A 15,311-nucleotide genomic window follows, 5' to 3' on the forward strand; every position below is an offset into this window, starting at 1 on the left:
AGGTTTGCGGTTGCGGTGTGCGGGTCTCTATCCACCCGTCATTGCGAGCGCAGCGAAGCAATCCAGAATCTTTCCGCGGAGAGGCTCTGGATTGCTTCGCTGCGCTCGCAATGACGGGGAGGAGACGGTGCGGAGCACATCTGCTATTGTATTTGCGGTTCTTCTGAGACGGGAGTCCGAATGAGAGTGCTGGTGATCGGCGCTGGCGCGCTCGGCGGCTATTATGGAGCTTGCCTGGTTCGAGCAGGCCGCGACGTGACCTTCCTGGTGCGCGGGACGCGGGCGGAGCGATTGCGCCGAGACGGACTAAGTGTCGTGAGCCCGCACGGCGACTTCGCGGTGCAGCCGAAGCTTATCATGGCCGGCGAACTCGAGGAGCCATTCGACATCGTGCTCGTCGGCGTGAAGGCCTACTCGCTCGACGACGCGATGAGCCAGTTTGCGCCCGCCGTCGGCCCCGACACGATGATTTTGCCGATCCTGAACGGGTTGAAGCATATCGACGCTCTCACCGCCAGGTTCGGCGCTGCTCGCGTCCTCGGCGGACTCGCGAATGTCAGTGCCGGGCTCGATGCAGACGGCCGTGTCGTTCAGTTCATGGCCAATCAGACCATCGTCTTCGGCGAGATCGAGGGGGCACTGAGCAAACGTGCGCTCGCGCTGGAGACACTGCTTCAGGTCCCCGGCATCGACGTGCGCGCCAGCGAAGCGATCATGCAGGACATGTGGGAGAAGTTCGTGCAGCTCTCGACGCTCGCCGGCATCACCTGCCTGATGCGCGCGAGTATCGGAGACATTCTGGCCGTGCCCAACGGGGAGCAATCCATTTTCCGCCTGTTCGCCGAATGCTGCGCCGTTGCGACGGCCTCCGGTTTTGAGCCGCGCGCGCCGTTCATCGAGTTCGACCGAAAACTGTTTACGACCCTGGACTCGCCGCTCAAGGCCTCGATGCTGCGCGACATCGAGCGCGGCTCGATCACCGAGGCGGAGCATATCCTGGGCGATATGGCCAATCGCGCCCGTGCACTCGGCATCGACACGCCGCTGCTGGATCTGGCGCGGGCGCATGTGGCGGCTTACGAGGTGGGGCGGCGACGGGCGGCCGGCTAGCCCGCCCCGATCAGCGGGATCGCTTCGTCTCGTTCATATAAGTACAACAGGCACCGTAGCGCCTCGCCGCGCTCGCCCTTCAGCTTCGGATCGTCCTTCAGGATCCGCAGCGCCTCGTCACGGGCCTGGGCGATCAGCTGGCCGTGCACCTCCGGGCGCGCGATGCGGTAGCCGGGCAGGCCGCTCTGGCGCACGCCCAGCACGTCGCCTTCGCCGCGCAGCTTCAAATCTTCCTCGGCGATGCGGAAACCGTCGGTGGTCTCGCGGATCACTTTCAGCCGCGCCTTCGACATCTCGCCGAGCGGCTCACCATAGAGCAGAATGCAGGTCGAGGCTTCCGAGCCGCGGCCGATGCGACCGCGCAGCTGGTGCAGCTGGGCGAGGCCAAAACGCTCGGCGTTCTCGATCACCATGATGGTTGCGGCGGGCACGTCGACGCCGACCTCGACCACTGTGGTGGCGACAAGGAGCCCGATCTCGTGAGCGGCGAACTGACCCATGACGCGATCCTTCTCGGTGCCCTTCATCTGGCCGTGAACGAGGCCGACACGCTCGCCGAAACGTTTTTGCAGGCTCTCGAAACGCTTGGTTGCGTTGGTGAGATGCTCGGTCCCTTCGGCCTCGGATTCATCCACCAGCGGACAGATCCAGTAGACCAGCTTGCCGGTTTCGAGCGCGCGGCCGACACCGTCCATCACCTCACCCAGCCGGTTCATGGCGACGGCGCGGGTATCGATCGGCTGGCGGCCGGCGGGCTTCTCGCGCAGCTCGCTGATGTCCATGTCGCCGAAATAGGTCAGCACCAGCGTGCGCGGGATCGGCGTCGCGCTCAGCACCAGCACGTCGACGGCTTCGCCCTTGGACGTCAGCGCAAGCCGTTCGCGCACGCCGAAGCGGTGCTGCTCGTCGACGACGGCGAGCGCGAGATCATGGAAGATCACGTCGTCCTGGATCAGCGCATGGGTACCGACGAGCAGATCGATCTCGCCTGCGGCGAGCCGGGCGATGATCTCGCGCCGTTCCTTGCCCTTTTCCCGGCCGGTGAGGATGGCAACGCGCATGCCGGCGCGCTCGGCGAGCGGGGCAATGGTCTTGATGTGCTGGCGCGCCAGAATTTCCGTCGGCGCCATCAGCGCGGCCTGCTTGCCGACCTCGGCGACGGCGGCAGCCGCGAGCAGCGCCACGACTGTTTTGCCCGAGCCAACGTCGCCCTGAAGCAGCCGCAGCATGCGCACCGGCTGCTTCAGATCGTCGGCGATTGCCGCGGCAGCGTTGCGCTGGGATGGCGTGAGCGCGTAAGGAAGGGCATCGATGATCTTGTTGCGCAAGTGTCCGTCGCCGGCGTTGCGCACGCCGGCGGGGCGGCGCAGTTGCGCACGGATCAGCGCGAGCGCGAGCTGGCCGGCCAGCAGCTCGTCGAAAGCGAGGCGCGACCAGAACGGCTGGTCCGGCAATATGTCGGTCAGCTCGACCGGCTGGTGCACGCGATTGAGCGCTTCCGCGATCGGCGGGAAGTGGCAGCGGCGCAGCACCTCGGGGCTGATCCACTCCGGCAAGGCAGGAAGCTTCAGCAGCGCCTGCGCGATCGCGCGGCGGAGCGAGCCGAGCGCGAGACCCTCGGTCAGAGGATAGACCGGATCGATGCCCGACAGTTTCGAGATCGCCTCCTCGTCGAGCACGCGGTCCGGATGCACGATCTGCGGGATGCCGTCGTACATCTGGAGCGTGCCGGAGACGTAGCGCTTCTCGCCGACCGGCAGCAGTTTTTCGACATAGCCCGGCTTGGCGCGGAAGAAGGTGAGCACGACGTCGCCGGTGTCGTCGCTGGCATAGACCAGATACGGCGCGCGCGCGTTGCGCGGCGGCGGCGGCCGATGGCGATCGACGGTCACCTCCAGCGTCACCATGGTTCCCTGGGCCGCGTCGCGGATCTTCGGCCGGGCGCGGCGATCGATGACCTGGCTCGGCAGATGCAGCAGCAGGTCGACCAGCCGTGGCGTCTCGCTGCGGCTGAGCAGGTACTGCAGCAGCTTGTCCTGCTTCGGACCGACCCCGGGCAGGCTGGTCACGGGAGCAAACAGCGGATTGAGCAGGCTGGGGCGCATTGGTGGAATCTAAGATTGTTCCTGGCCGTCATGCCCGGCTTTATGCCGGGCATCCACGTCTTTTTTGCAGCCCCACGTGGATGGCCGGGCCTTCGCCTCGTCGAAGTGGCTTCGGCCGCGCAGACGGGACGAGCCCGGCCATGACGGACGGGATGAGCGACTTGTCACAACAAAGGGCTGACACGAGCACCCCGAGTGGCTATATCACCCCGGCCCGGCACGTCCGGGCTTTCTGCGTTTGACTGGATTTGAGACATGACGGGAACGACACGATCGAGCAGCGGGCTGGACGACCGCCGCAAGCGGCTTCTGTTCCGCTGCTGGCACCGCGGTACGCGCGAGATGGACCTGATCCTCGGCCGTTTCGCGGATGCCGAGATCGGCAATCTGTCCGAGGTCGAGCTCGGCGAGCTCGAGCGCCTGCTCGAGGTCAACGATCCCGATCTCTATGCCGCCATCACCGGCGACAAGGTGCTGCCCGCCGATGTCACCGGCGCGCTGTTCGCCCGCATCAAGGCGTTTCCGATCACGGACGGCAATCTATGAAGCAGGGGATGAAGTCGCCGGCCGAGCTGCTCACGCCCGGCCGCGCGCTGACGCTTGCCAATGTCGCGGAGGGCGCGGAAGGCCTCGTCGTCTCCGATCTCGCCCGCGCCATCGCGGCGCGGCCGAAGAAGCCGGCCGTCAGTCTTGCCGTGGTCTGCCGCGACGGCGGGCGCATGCAGCAGCTCGAACGCGCGCTGAGATTCTTCGCTCCGGATCTGCCGGTGCTGACCTTTCCGGCCTGGGACTGCCAGCCCTATGACCGCGTCTCGCCGCATGGCGGCATTCTCGCGCAGCGCCTGACCACGCTGGCGCGGCTGGCTTCGCTGACTGGCAGCGACAAGCCGCTGATCGTGCTGACCACCGTGAACGCCGTCGTGCAGCGTGTGCCCGCGCGCGAGCTCGTTGCGGCGCAGGCGCTGTCGGTCGCACCCGGCAATGTCGTGCCGATGGACACTATCGTCGCCTGGCTCGAGCACAACGGCTACAACCGCTCCTCGACCGTGCGCGAGCCCGGCGAATACGCCGTGCGCGGCGGCATCCTCGATCTGTTTCCGGCCGGCCTCGAACAGCCCGTGCGGTTCGACTTCTTCGGCGACAGCCTGGAATCGATCCGGTCCTTCGATGCCGAGACCCAGCGCACGCTGCTCGACATGCGTTCGCTCGACCTCGTGCCGGTGTCCGAGTTCCAGCTTGTCACCGACACCATCCGCCGTTTCCGCATGGGCTATGTCGCCGAGTTCGGCGCGCCCGAGCGCGACGATGCGCTGTACGAGGCGGTCAGCGAAGGCCGCCGCCATCCCGGCATGGAGCACTGGCTGCCGCTGTTCCAGGACCGCATGGACACGCTGTTCGACTATCTGCAAGGCGCTGTGGTCGCGATCGAGCCGCAGGCCGAGGACGCCGTGCGCGAGCGCTTCAAGCAGATCCTCGATTATTACGAAGCTAGGCGCGAGGCGATGGAGCATCCCGGCGGCGGCGCCATCTACAAGCCGCTGCCGCCCGATCGGCTCTATCTGACCGACGAGGAATGGAGCAAGCGCCTCGGCGATATCCCGCTGGCACGGCTGACGCCGTTCTCCGTGCCGACCGACGGCACTGGAGTCGTCGACGCCGGCGCGCGCAAGGGCCGCGACTTCGCCCCGGAGCGCAACGACACCAAGGTCAACGTGTTCGAATCCGTCGTCGCGCATGTGATGGCCTTGCAGGCCCAGCGCAAGAAGGTCGTGATCGCGCTTTGGACGGAGGGCTCGCGCGACCGCATGACGTCGATGCTGCGCGATCACAAGCTGACCCACACCACCAGCGTCAACAGCTGGCGCACCGTACAGGCGACGCCGCGCAACGAGACCATGCTCGCCGTGCTCGGCCTCGAAAGCGGCTTCGAGACCGACGAGATCGCGCTCATCAGCGAGCAGGATATCCTCGGCGACCGCCTGGTGCGGCCGCGCAAGGCCAGCCGCAAGCTCGACAATTTCATCTCGGAGGTGACGAGCCTCAATGCCGGCGACATCGTCGTGCATGTCGATCACGGCATCGGCCGCTTCATCGGCCTGCAGACGCTCGACGTCGCCGGCGCGCCGCATGACTGCCTCGAGCTGCATTACGCCGCCGAGACCAAGCTGTTTCTCCCCGTCGAGAACATCGAGCTGCTGTCGCGCTACGGCTCCGACCAGACCGACGTCGAGCTGGATCGACTGGGCGGCTCGGGCTGGCAGACCCGCAAAGCGAAGCTGAAGAACCGCATCCGCGAGATCGCGGGCGAGCTGATCAAGATCGCCGCCGAACGCATGCTGCACGAGGCGCCGAAGCTGCCGGTGCAGCAAGGCCTCTACGACGAATTCTGCGCGCGATTCCCCTATGACGAGACCGAGGACCAGCTCGGCGCCATCGAATCCACGCTGAAGGATCTCGAAAAGGGCCGGCCCATGGACCGGCTGATCTGCGGCGACGTCGGTTTCGGCAAGACGGAAGTCGCGCTGCGCGCCGCCTTCGCGGTCGCGCTCGACGGCAAGCAGGTTGCGGTCGTGGTGCCGACCACGCTGCTCGCGCGCCAGCACCACCGGACCTTCAGCGAGCGGTTCAAAGGATTCCCGGTCAATGTGGCCCAGGCCTCGCGCCTGATCCCCACGAAACAGCTCAACCAGGTCAAGAAGGGGCTCACCGACGGCTCCGTCGACATCGTCGTCGGCACTCATGCGCTGCTCGGCAAGGCGATCAAATTCCGCGACCTTGGCCTGCTCATCGTCGACGAGGAGCAGCATTTCGGCGTCAGCCACAAGGAGCGGCTGAAGGCGCTGCGCGCCGAGGTGCACGTGCTGACGCTGTCGGCGACGCCGATCCCGCGTACGCTGCAGCTGGCGCTCACCGGCGTCCGCGAACTCTCGATCATTGCCTCGCCCCCGGTGGATCGCCTCGCGGTGCGCACCTTCGTCGCTCCGCACGATCCCTTGATGATTCGCGAGGCGCTCTTGCGCGAGCGCTATCGCGGCGGCCAGGCGTTCTACGTCGTGCCGCGCATCGACGACCTCGCCGAGGTCAAGGACTTCCTCGACAAGAACGTGCCGGAGATGAAGGTCGCGGTCGCGCACGGCCAGATGCCGCCCGCCGTGATCGAGGACATCATGACCGCGTTCTACGACGGCAAGTTCGACATTCTGTTGTCGACCACGATCGTCGAGTCCGGCCTCGACATTCCCAACGCCAACACGCTGATCGTGCATCGCGCCGACATGTTCGGCCTGGCCCAGCTCTACCAGCTCCGCGGCCGCGTCGGCCGCTCCAAGCTGCGGGCCTATGCGCTGTTCACGCTGCCGGCGCAGCAGAAGATCACGGCGCAGGCCGAGCGCCGGCTCACCGTGCTGCAATCGCTGGAGACGCTGGGCGCAGGCTTCCAGCTCGCATCCCACGATCTCGACATCCGCGGCGCCGGCAATCTGCTCGGCGAGGAGCAGTCCGGCCACATCAAGGAGGTCGGCTTCGAGCTCTATCAATCGATGCTGGAGGAGGCGATCGTCAACCTCAAGGCCGGCGTCTCCGAGCCCGCCGCCGACCGCTGGTCGCCGCAGATCACCATCGGCATGCCCGTGCTGATTCCGGACGACTATGTCAGCGACCTCTCGGTGCGGCTGTCGCTGTACCGGCGCCTCGCCGATCTCGACACCGAGGACGAGATCGAGAACTTTGGCGCCGAGATGCGCGACCGCTTCGGCGTGCTGCCGGACGAGGTGCGTTATCTCTTCAAGGTCGCCGCGATCAAGGCGTTCTGCCGCAGGGCCAATGTCGAGAAGATCGATACCGGTCCGAAGGGGGCCGTCATTGCCTTCCGCGACAATTCCTTCGCCTATCCCGACCGCCTCGTCACCTTCATCCGCAGCCACGGCCAGGCCGCCAAGGTGCGGCCCGACATGAAGGTTGTGTTCCTGCAGGACTGGGAAACCCCGGAAGAGCGCCTCGCCGGCACGACGGAGATCATGCGGCAACTGGCGCAGCTCGCCGAGAGCAAGAAGGCGGCGTAAGCGGTTACGTTCAGCCAAGTGCGGCGCAGCGCACCGCACTTGGGCCCGAAGGGGGCGACATATCGTCACTTGCGGAATGACCAATAAATAGCCATGTTCAAATCTTCGAGTTTCGGCCGAACGACTTGGCCTCGCCGCTATTTGCGCGCCTGACTGATGACCCTCCCTCCAGATCTCGAATTCGCTGACCGCACTTCTGTGCGGCTCTAAAGACTTATCTATCTCAAAGGACGCTCCCCATGACGACGGGAACTGTGAAGTGGTTCAACGGCCAAAAGGGTTTCGGCTTCATTCAGCCGGACGAGGGAGGCCAGGATGTTTTCGTTCATATCAGCGCGGTTGAACGTGCCGGCATGAGTTCCCTCAACGAGGGTCAGAAGGTTTCCTTCGACGTCGTTGCAGACCGCCGGACCGGCAAGTCTGCTGCGGACAATCTGCGCGCGGCATAAGCTGCCGCAGCCGGCGCCTGTCGCTTTGACCATGGATGTATTGGCAGAGCTTCAGGTTTTTGCGACCCGCGACTGGTTTACCGGCCGCGGGTTTTTTACACTGCATGCGCGGTGGTCCGCCCACCGCAACAGCTGAGGTTCGAGCGTGTCTGCGAATATCGAGTCAGATGAGGAACATGACGACGTCATGTATCCGCAGGTTCTGCCGTTCTTGTTGATCCACGTCGGATGTGTTGCGGCGATCTGGTCGGGTGTTTCGTGGCAGGCGGCCGGGCTTTGCGTCGCGCTGTATTGGCTGCGCATGTTTGCGATCACGGCCGGATATCACCGGTACTTCTCGCACCGAGCCTACGCGACGAGCCGGGTGTTCCAATTCGTCCTTGCCTTCCTTGCCCAGAGCAGCGCCCAGAAGAGCGTGCTGTGGTGGGCCGCCAAGCACCGCCATCATCACCTTCACTCGGACACTGCGCAGGATGTGCATTCGCCCCGGCACAAGGGCTTCCTCTACAGCCATGTCGGCTGGATCTTCTATCGGCAGCACGACGGGACCGACCTGGTGAAAGTGTCGGATCTGGCGTCGTATCCCGAGTTGATGTGGCTGCACCGACTGGAGCTTTTGCCGGCGGTCGTGCTCGCGGGGCTCTGCTTCCTCATCGGCGGCTGGTCCGGACTCGTGGTCGGATTCCTCTGGAGCACCGTGGTTCTGTATCACGCCACGTTCTGCATCAACTCGCTCGCGCATGTTCATGGACGCAAACGGTATGTGACGGGCGATGACTCCCGAAACAACTGGCTGCTCGCATTCCTGACGATGGGCGAGGGGTGGCACAACAACCACCACGCCTACCAGGCCAGCGCCCGGCAGGGCTTCTACTGGTACGAAATCGATCTGACCTATTATGTTCTGGTGGCGATGTCCTGGCTCGGAATTGTCTGGGATCTGAAGACGCCACCCATGCAGGTTCTGCGCAACGAGCATCGGCTGGGATCGCGCGCAATAAGGCAAGCGGCCGAGCAGCTTGCCGGCCGCTTCAATCCCGAACACATCGCGTCGGCGATCAAGACATCGATTCATGAAACCGAATTGTCGCTGCGGGACGCGCTCCTTCTGTTGCAGCAGCGTGCCGACTTGCGTCTGCCCAGCGTGCCGACTCGCGACCAACTGCTGGCCGAAGCGCAGCGCATGTTCGCGAAGACGATCTCTCTGGAGGACATTGTCGACCGGGCCCACGAACTCCTGAGCGACTCCGTCAGCTTTCTCCTGGTCACTCCCGCCCAACCGGTCCACGCGAAATCGACGGCGAATGGTGGCGTTTAGCGCGGGCGATACCCATATAGGGGTATGACACATTGGCAGAAGTCCAGTCCGCGACAAGCACCCAGATCCAAGGCCGAACTCCGGGAGATGCTGACCGAAGCGGTCCGCAACACGCGCCCCGTCCTTGACCGAAACCGGGCGAATGCGCCGACGATCGCCGAAGGCCCATCTGTTTCCAGTCAGGCGTTCAAGATCCTTCCGGCGGTTCGCTGACCGGGAGCAGGTGCTGCATGCGCAAGTTTCCCGATCCTACCGAACAAGAGCTGAGCGAGGGCCCGCAAGCCGTGGCCTTCCAGATCGCGAATGGGAATAGGCGGCAGAACTGCATCCTGCAGACGAACTTGCCGACCAAGATGCAGGCGCAGCGATATCTTCTCGCGAACTGGCCGATCGTCGAGAAGATGGCCCGCGACGCTCTCGCGCTGGGGAAGGTCGAGAACGGCGAGATCAGGCTCGTGATGCCGCCGATGTAATCGCATCGCGCTTCAGGATGCCGCCCGCGACGCATCCGCCGATAGTCGCGCCAGCAGCGACCGCGCCGTATCCGACGGGGACAGCGAATCCACACTGACCACGGGATCGCTGCGCATCTCGTGCTTGCCATTGGACGTGTGCCGCATCACCGCCGACAGACGGCGGGCGATCATGTGCGCCGTGCGGAAGTCGGTCTCCGCGAACACGACGATCACTGAACCGTCCTTCTGCGCCGTACCGAAATCCATCTGCCGCATCAGGCGGCTGAGAATCCGTGCGGCATCGAGCTGGGCACGGGAATTGCCGGGATCGAAAGCGAAGCGCGCGACCGAGAGGCCGCCGCCGCGGGCAAGCGCCTGCTCGACCGCCTTGGCAAAATCGCGGGCAAAGGCCTCGACCGTGAGCAGGCCGCTGCGCGGATCGAGCCAGCCGCCCGCATCGATCGAGCGCAGCGTGCGGCTCAGCTGCGCTTCCATCGCATGCTGACGAATCAAGGGCAACGCATTGGCGGCGACCTTCGCAGGCTCGCCGGGGATCAGCTCGAGATTGGGAAGGTCGTAGGCCTGCGTCAGCTGGTGGGCGGTGACAACCACGGGCAGGCTGCGGAAGCGGGCGTCCTCGGCCAGCACTGTGAGGAATGCATCCGTCACGCGGGCGGTAAAACCTTCGGCGAGCACGACGCCGTCGAGGTCGCGGGTATTGAGATGCTTTGCGGCGGCCTCGATCGAGAGCGCGCCGACCACGCCGAAGCGCTCGCCCAGCGCGACGGAGAGCGCGGGATAGGCTGCGCCGCGACCGATCAGGAGCACGGTGGCATCGCGTGCGGGATCGCCCTCCGGCAGCGCGAGCTTCGCTTCCGGCAGCCGGCGCAGAACCGTTGCATGCAGTGTGCGCACGCGTAACGCGGCGCGGAGCCGCGCGATCAGGCGCTCGGGATTGCCGCCGTGCGAGGAGAAGGGCAGCGCGTTGTGCGGCAGCATGCCCGCCGCATCCAGGGTCACAAAGGGAACGTAAGGCGATTGGTCGGCGATCTTCTTTGCGAGCGCCGTCACAGGCGGCTCGTGTTCGGCATGCATCGCAGCGAGAACCGCGGCCGGCTGCACCTCGTCGACCGCGCGCGCCGCGCTGGCCCAATCGGTGTCGACGACGGGAAAGAGCCGGGCCTCGTCCAGCGCGGCCACGAAGGCGGGGCGCTGGGCATCGGACACAAACAGGATCGGGCCCGCCTGGGACATCGACAAACTCTGATCACGCGACAGATGCCGCGCAGCCTAGTTCGGCCGCCTTAATGCAGCGTCAACGGAACGGGCAAAACTATGCCTAGACCGAGCCGGAGCGGTCGCGAAAGGCCTCGACCATCAGGGGGTTAAGTCCGAGCTCGCTGAGCGCTTCGCGGGCGCGGGCATTGTCCTGGGCGCGTCCCGCCAGCCGGTGACCCGAGAGGCGGTCGGGCAGCGCCGTGAGCAGGGCGCCCTGGCCGAGCCGGCGCGCCCATTCCTGGAGATCGTTGGAGAGGAAGCGGTAGCCGCCGACGGCCATGATGCCGGAGGGCGGCGCAGTGATGCAGATCGCGCCGCTCGGTCGGTCGAGCCGCGCGGCGTAACCGGTGTCGACATAGTCGCGCGGCGGCTGCGCGGTCAGCGTCTCGCCGACCGGCTGCGGCGGGGCGTAGGCCGCGATCGGCACCATCGCGCCGCGCAGGCCGAGCGTGCCCTTCGGCGTCAGCAGGATTTCCCCGGCAATGGAGGAGCCCGACTGCTCGCGCGGGGCGCCGTGCGGCCCTGGCATGACCGGCACCGGCATGCCGTCCTCGCCGCGGCGGGTGCCGAACAGTCCGGCCTCGCCGAACAGATAGACGTCGGTCAGCGGCGCATGCGGCGCGATCCAGGCATCGCTCGCCGCGACCTGCTCGGGCGCGCGCCACAGGCCGATGACGTTGCGCAACGAGGGCATCCGTGCCGCGAGGTCGGCGTCACCGAGCCGCAACGCGAGCTGCGCCGGCGCAATCAGCACCTCGCATTCGTGCGCGTTGATCTGCTGCTCCAGCACCTCGTTCTCGAAAGGGTGATGCAGCGCCAGCGTGCCGCCCGAGAGCAGCCATACAGCGAGCGAGGAGGCGAGGCCCGCGAACGACATCGGGGCGAACGCCGCCATCACGGTGGCTCCCTGCCGGATGTCGGCCTCCAGCGACATGGCGAGCCCCCCGGCGATCAGGCTGAAATGCGGCCGCGGCACCGGACGGAAGCCCTCGGCGGTGACGTCGAAGGAGATCATCGCCGCCTTGCGGCCGTCCTGGATCACGGCGCGCGTCAGGCCGGGCGGGCGCGCGAGGACGTCGTCGAGCGACGCCATGCCTTCCGGCAGATCGCCTCCGAAGCCGCAGACGTGACGGATGGAGAAGGCTTCGGCGGCCGCATGCATCGCCAGGTCGGCATAGCTGACGCCGTCGACCGTGCTCATGGTGACGATGGCGCGCGCAGCGGTGCGGTTGAGCGCGGCGGTCAGTTCCGCATGCCGCCAGAGCAGCGGCAGCACCGCGACGACGAGGCCGGCGCGATGGGCGGCGAGCACGGTGAGCACGAACTCGACGGTATTCGGCAGCTGGATCGCGATGACGGAGTTGGCCGGCAGGCCCGATTCGACGAAATGTGCCGACAGCGCCTCGATGGCCGTGTCGGCCTCGGCATAGGTCATCCGCCGCGGCTGGTGCCCGGTCACGCGCGCCTTGTTGAGGGGATCGAGCAGAGCGAGCGCGTGCGGCTGCCGCATCAGCGTGCGCTGAAACAGCGTGTCGAGCGTCGGCGATATTGCTGGCTGGTTCACGGCGTCACTTTGCCTGATGAGCTTGCGGCTGCCCCTTCGCCCACCAGGTCTCCGGCAAATAGCCCGAGAGCGAGGTGGCCTTGGGCCGTTCTATCCGATTCCAGCGCGCGATCCATTGCTCCGATACGTTAAACAGCGGGATTGTGTAGAAGCCCGCGATCAGAGCGCGGTCGAGCGACCGCACCGCCGGGACGAAATCCGTATGTTCACGGGCCTCCAGCAGGGCGGCGATCATGGCATCCACCGCGGGATCCCTGGCGCCCATGTAATTGCGCGTGCCGGGATTGTCCGCGGCGGCACTGCCCCAATAGAAATATTGCTCGTTGCCGGGCGAGAGCGACTGGTCCCAGCGGTTCTGGATCATGTCGAACTCGTAAGCGAGCCGGCGCTGGTCGAACTGCACGGGATCGACCGAGCGAACGGTCGGCTCGATGCCGGCGCGCTTGAGGTCGCGCTGGAAGGCGAGCGCGATGCGCTCCTGGTCGCGGGTCGACACCATGATCTCGAAGGTGAAGGGCGCCTTGGTCGCGCGATTGCGCAGCACGGTGCCGTCGAGATCGTAGCCGGCCTCCGACAACAGCTTCAGCGCGGCGCGCAGCGTCGTGCGGTCGCGGCCCGAACCGTCGGTGACCGGCAGGCGATAGCTGCCATCCATGATATCGGGCGGAATCCGTGCGGCGAATGGCTTGAGCAGCTCGCGTTCGCGTGCATCCGCCGGGCGGCCATAGGCCGACAGGTCCGAGCCGGCGAAATAGCCGGCAGCGCGCGAATAGAGCCCGAAGAAGTAATTGCGGTTGACCAGCTCGAAATCGAACAGCAGCGTCAGGGCCTGGCGCACCCGGATGTCGGCGAAGATCGGACGGCGGGTGTTGAACACCAGGAATTCGGAAGGTTGCGGCACGCCGGGCTTGGCGGTGTCGCGGATCACTTCGCCGCTCCGTGCGGCCGGAAAATCGTAGCCGTCGTGCCAGCGCAGCGGCTCGTGCTCGATGCGAAAATCGTAGAGGCCGCGCTTGAAGGCTTCGAACTGGCCGTTGGCCTCGCGAAAATAGTCGAGCCGGATCTCATCGAAATTGTAGAGCCCGCGATTGATGGCGAGGTCGCGGCCCCAATAGTCGGGATTGCGGGTCAGCGTCACGCTGGCTCCGGGCTTCACGGCTGTCACCCGATAAGGGCCCGAGCCGACCGGCGCCGTCAGCGTCGTCTCCTCGAAGGCCGCGACGTCGACTGCGTGCTTCGGCAGGACCGGCATCAGGCCGAGAATCAACGGCAGTTCGCGGTCGTTGGCGCCTGTGAGATCGAAGCGGACGGTGAGGGGATCGGTCGCCCAGGCCTTGGCAACTTTGGCGTAGTACTGCCGGTGGTTGGGGCGGCCGTGGTCGCGCAGCAGCTGCCAGGAGAACAGCACGTCCTCGGCCGTTACCTGCTTGCCGTCGGAGAAGCGGGCGCGCGGATCGAGGCGGAAGGTGACGAAGCTCCGCTCGTCGTCGGTTTCGACCGTCCTGGCGAGCAGGCCATAGAGCGTGAACGGCTCGTCATTGCCGCGTGCGAGCAGGCTCTCGACCACGTAGCTTCGCATCTGCTGCACGGCCAATCCTCTCACGATGAAGGGATTGAGGCTGTCGAAGGTTCCGAGAATCCCCCAGGTCAAGCGGCCCCCCTTGGGGGCGTCGGGGTTGGCGTAGGGCATGTGGGTGAAGTCGGCCGGCATCGCCGGCTTGCCGTGCATGGCGATGGCATGAACCTCCTCAGCCCGGGCGGCGCCTGCCGAAAGTCCGGTGACCACAGCAAGGGCGAGGGCGAGGGCGAGGACGCAGAGGCGGACGCCGAAGCCTTCGAGGAGGCGCTGGAACATGAACATCGGCACACGGTGATTCGACGACCGGCGGGACTGAATCCTATCACAGGGAATTTGGTGGGGCGTTGGCGCCAAGCCGGCCAAAGGCGGTTGTCGGCATTGATCTTTTCGTCGGCCACGTTAAAAGGCGGGCAATCGCGCAAGAGCGTCGAGCCCGTCACCTATCCGCCTCAATTGACGGGGAGAGAGCCGCGCCCAAGGCGGCCAGGTTCGGCGCTTCGGAGCGGTTCGGGCACTTCCCGTTCAGAAAGGGTTTTCCGCAATGAATTTCCGTTACTTGGCCGCGTCCGTCCGGCCGCGCGGGCGACTTCTCGCCCTGTTGACGGCGACGGCGTTGGCCATTCCGTTTGCCGCCGAGGCCCAGACCCCTGCGCCAGCCCCGGGCGCACCCAAGGCGGCTCCGGCCCCGAAAGCGGCTCCCAAGGCTGCCCCCAAGGCTCCGGCACCGGCAGCGTCTCCGCAGGCCCAGCAGGCTCCCGCCCAGGGCGCTCCCGGGCAGCAGGGCGCGGCCCAGCCCGCTGACCAGCAGATCCAGCTGATCTACGCGCCCTGGACCAAGTTCTGCCTCAAGGGCCAGGACGCCAACGCCAAGCAGGTCTGCTTCACCGGCAAGGACGGCCGCATCGAGTCGGGCCAGCCGGTCATTGCCGCCGTCATCATCGAGCCGGAAGGCGAGCCCAAGAAGATCCTGCGCGTGACGCTGCCGCTCGGCATGCAACTCGTGCACGGCACCCGCATCATCGTCGACAATAATCCGCCGCTGCAGAGCCCGTATGTGATCTGCTTCCAGAACGGCTGCATGTCCGACTACGAGGCCTCGCCCGAGCTCATCAACAACATGAAGAAGGGCCAGAATCTCGTTGTCCAGGCGATCAACGCCAACGGCGCGCCGCTGACCCTGCCGCTGCCGCTCGCCGGCGAATTCCAGAAGGCCTATGACGGTCCGCCGACCGACCCAAAGGTGTTCGAGGAAAACCAGAAGAAGCTTCAGGAAGAACTTCAGAAGAAGGCCGACGAGCAGCGCAAGAAGCTCGAGCAGCAGGGTGGCGCGCCCGGGGCACCTCCGACTGCACAGAAGTAATCAGGCCAGATTCCAATATGAAAAAGGCGCTC

At 65.9% G+C, this 15,311-nt stretch carries 11 protein-coding genes; 7 read left to right on the forward strand and 4 right to left on the reverse strand.

Features of this window, described 5'->3' with window-relative positions:
* The first annotated feature begins 180 nt into the window (after positions 1-180).
* Complete coding sequence (panE, locus tag IVB23_RS00960; protein ID WP_247802238.1) at positions 181-1,110, forward strand: 2-dehydropantoate 2-reductase; 930 nt, start codon at positions 181-183, stop codon at positions 1,108-1,110.
* On the opposite strand, the gene recG is transcribed toward panE, so the two are convergent.
* Complete coding sequence (gene recG, locus IVB23_RS00965; protein WP_247802239.1) at positions 1,107-3,215, reverse strand: ATP-dependent DNA helicase RecG; 2,109 nt, start codon at positions 3,213-3,215, stop codon at positions 1,107-1,109. The two genes, panE and recG, sit on opposite strands and share 4 nt — an antisense overlap.
* Before the next feature lie 255 nt (positions 3,216-3,470).
* Here recG and IVB23_RS00970 point away from each other — a divergent pair, with 255 nt between their 5' ends.
* From IVB23_RS00970 to IVB23_RS00990, 5 genes are all read left to right on the forward strand, one after another.
* A complete protein-coding gene (locus IVB23_RS00970) occupies positions 3,471-3,761 on the forward strand; it encodes a succinate dehydrogenase assembly factor 2 (RefSeq protein WP_061881716.1) in 291 nt (96 codons plus the stop codon).
* Positions 3,758-7,276: a transcription-repair coupling factor gene (gene mfd, locus IVB23_RS00975; RefSeq protein WP_247802240.1), complete on the forward strand. Its 3,519-nt coding sequence runs from the start codon at positions 3,758-3,760 to the stop codon at positions 7,274-7,276. The genes IVB23_RS00970 and mfd overlap by 4 nt, the downstream gene beginning before the upstream one ends.
* A 239-nt stretch (positions 7,277-7,515) precedes the next feature.
* Positions 7,516-7,725 carry a cold-shock protein gene (locus IVB23_RS00980; RefSeq protein ID WP_197966323.1) on the forward strand — a complete coding sequence of 70 codons (210 nt, stop codon included), beginning with the start codon at positions 7,516-7,518 and terminating at the stop codon, positions 7,723-7,725.
* Positions 7,726-7,870: 145 nt separating this feature from the next.
* The gene (locus IVB23_RS00985; protein WP_061881714.1) at positions 7,871-9,043 is read left to right on the forward strand and encodes an acyl-CoA desaturase; all 1,173 of its coding nucleotides are present in this window, start codon (positions 7,871-7,873) and stop codon (positions 9,041-9,043) included.
* A gap of 230 nt (positions 9,044-9,273) precedes the next feature.
* A complete protein-coding gene (locus tag IVB23_RS00990) occupies positions 9,274-9,516 on the forward strand; it encodes a hypothetical protein (RefSeq protein WP_197966322.1) in 243 nt (80 codons plus the stop codon).
* 12 nt (positions 9,517-9,528) lie between these two features.
* Here the strand turns inward: IVB23_RS00990 and IVB23_RS00995 are convergent, their stop codons facing one another.
* The 3 genes from IVB23_RS00995 to IVB23_RS01005 form a co-directional block, all read right to left on the reverse strand.
* Positions 9,529-10,752 carry a GGDEF domain-containing protein gene (locus IVB23_RS00995; protein ID WP_247802241.1) on the reverse strand — a complete coding sequence of 408 codons (1,224 nt, stop codon included), beginning with the start codon at positions 10,750-10,752 and terminating at the stop codon, positions 9,529-9,531.
* Between the two features lie 85 nt (positions 10,753-10,837).
* On the reverse strand, positions 10,838-12,340 hold the full coding sequence (locus IVB23_RS01000; protein WP_061881711.1) for a class I adenylate-forming enzyme family protein: 1,503 nt from the start codon (positions 12,338-12,340) through the stop codon (positions 10,838-10,840).
* 4 nt (positions 12,341-12,344) lie between these two features.
* A complete protein-coding gene (locus tag IVB23_RS01005) occupies positions 12,345-14,201 on the reverse strand; it encodes an extracellular solute-binding protein (protein ID WP_247804724.1) in 1,857 nt (618 codons plus the stop codon).
* A gap of 259 nt (positions 14,202-14,460) precedes the next feature.
* Here IVB23_RS01005 and IVB23_RS01010 point away from each other — a divergent pair, with 259 nt between their 5' ends.
* Positions 14,461-15,279, forward strand: coding sequence for an invasion associated locus B family protein (locus tag IVB23_RS01010; protein ID WP_061881709.1), 819 nt, complete (start codon positions 14,461-14,463; stop codon positions 15,277-15,279).
* Positions 15,280-15,311: the final 32 nt, after the last annotated feature.

Origin of the sequence: Bradyrhizobium sp. 191, from assembly GCF_023100985.1 — a bacterium.
GTDB lineage: Bacteria > Pseudomonadota > Alphaproteobacteria > Rhizobiales > Xanthobacteraceae > Bradyrhizobium > Bradyrhizobium diversitatis.

Bases quoted from the DNA above. Each gene is read 5' to 3' on its own strand.
- IVB23_RS00970 (WP_061881716.1), top strand. From the start codon at position 3,471: ATGACGGGAACGACACGATCGAGCAGCGGGCTGGACGACCGCCGCAAG.
- recG (WP_247802239.1), bottom strand. From the start codon at position 3,215: ATGCGCCCCAGCCTGCTCAATCCGCTGTTTGCTCCCGTGACCAGCCTG.
- IVB23_RS01010 (WP_061881709.1), top strand. From the start codon at position 14,461: ATGAATTTCCGTTACTTGGCCGCGTCCGTCCGGCCGCGCGGGCGACTT.
- IVB23_RS00995 (WP_247802241.1), bottom strand. From the start codon at position 10,752: ATGTCCCAGGCGGGCCCGATCCTGTTTGTGTCCGATGCCCAGCGCCCC.
- IVB23_RS00990 (WP_197966322.1), top strand. From the start codon at position 9,274: ATGCGCAAGTTTCCCGATCCTACCGAACAAGAGCTGAGCGAGGGCCCG.
- IVB23_RS00980 (WP_197966323.1), top strand. From the start codon at position 7,516: ATGACGACGGGAACTGTGAAGTGGTTCAACGGCCAAAAGGGTTTCGGC.
- mfd (WP_247802240.1), top strand. From the start codon at position 3,758: ATGAAGCAGGGGATGAAGTCGCCGGCCGAGCTGCTCACGCCCGGCCGC.
- panE (WP_247802238.1), top strand. From the start codon at position 181: ATGAGAGTGCTGGTGATCGGCGCTGGCGCGCTCGGCGGCTATTATGGA.
- IVB23_RS01005 (WP_247804724.1), bottom strand. From the start codon at position 14,201: ATGTTCATGTTCCAGCGCCTCCTCGAAGGCTTCGGCGTCCGCCTCTGC.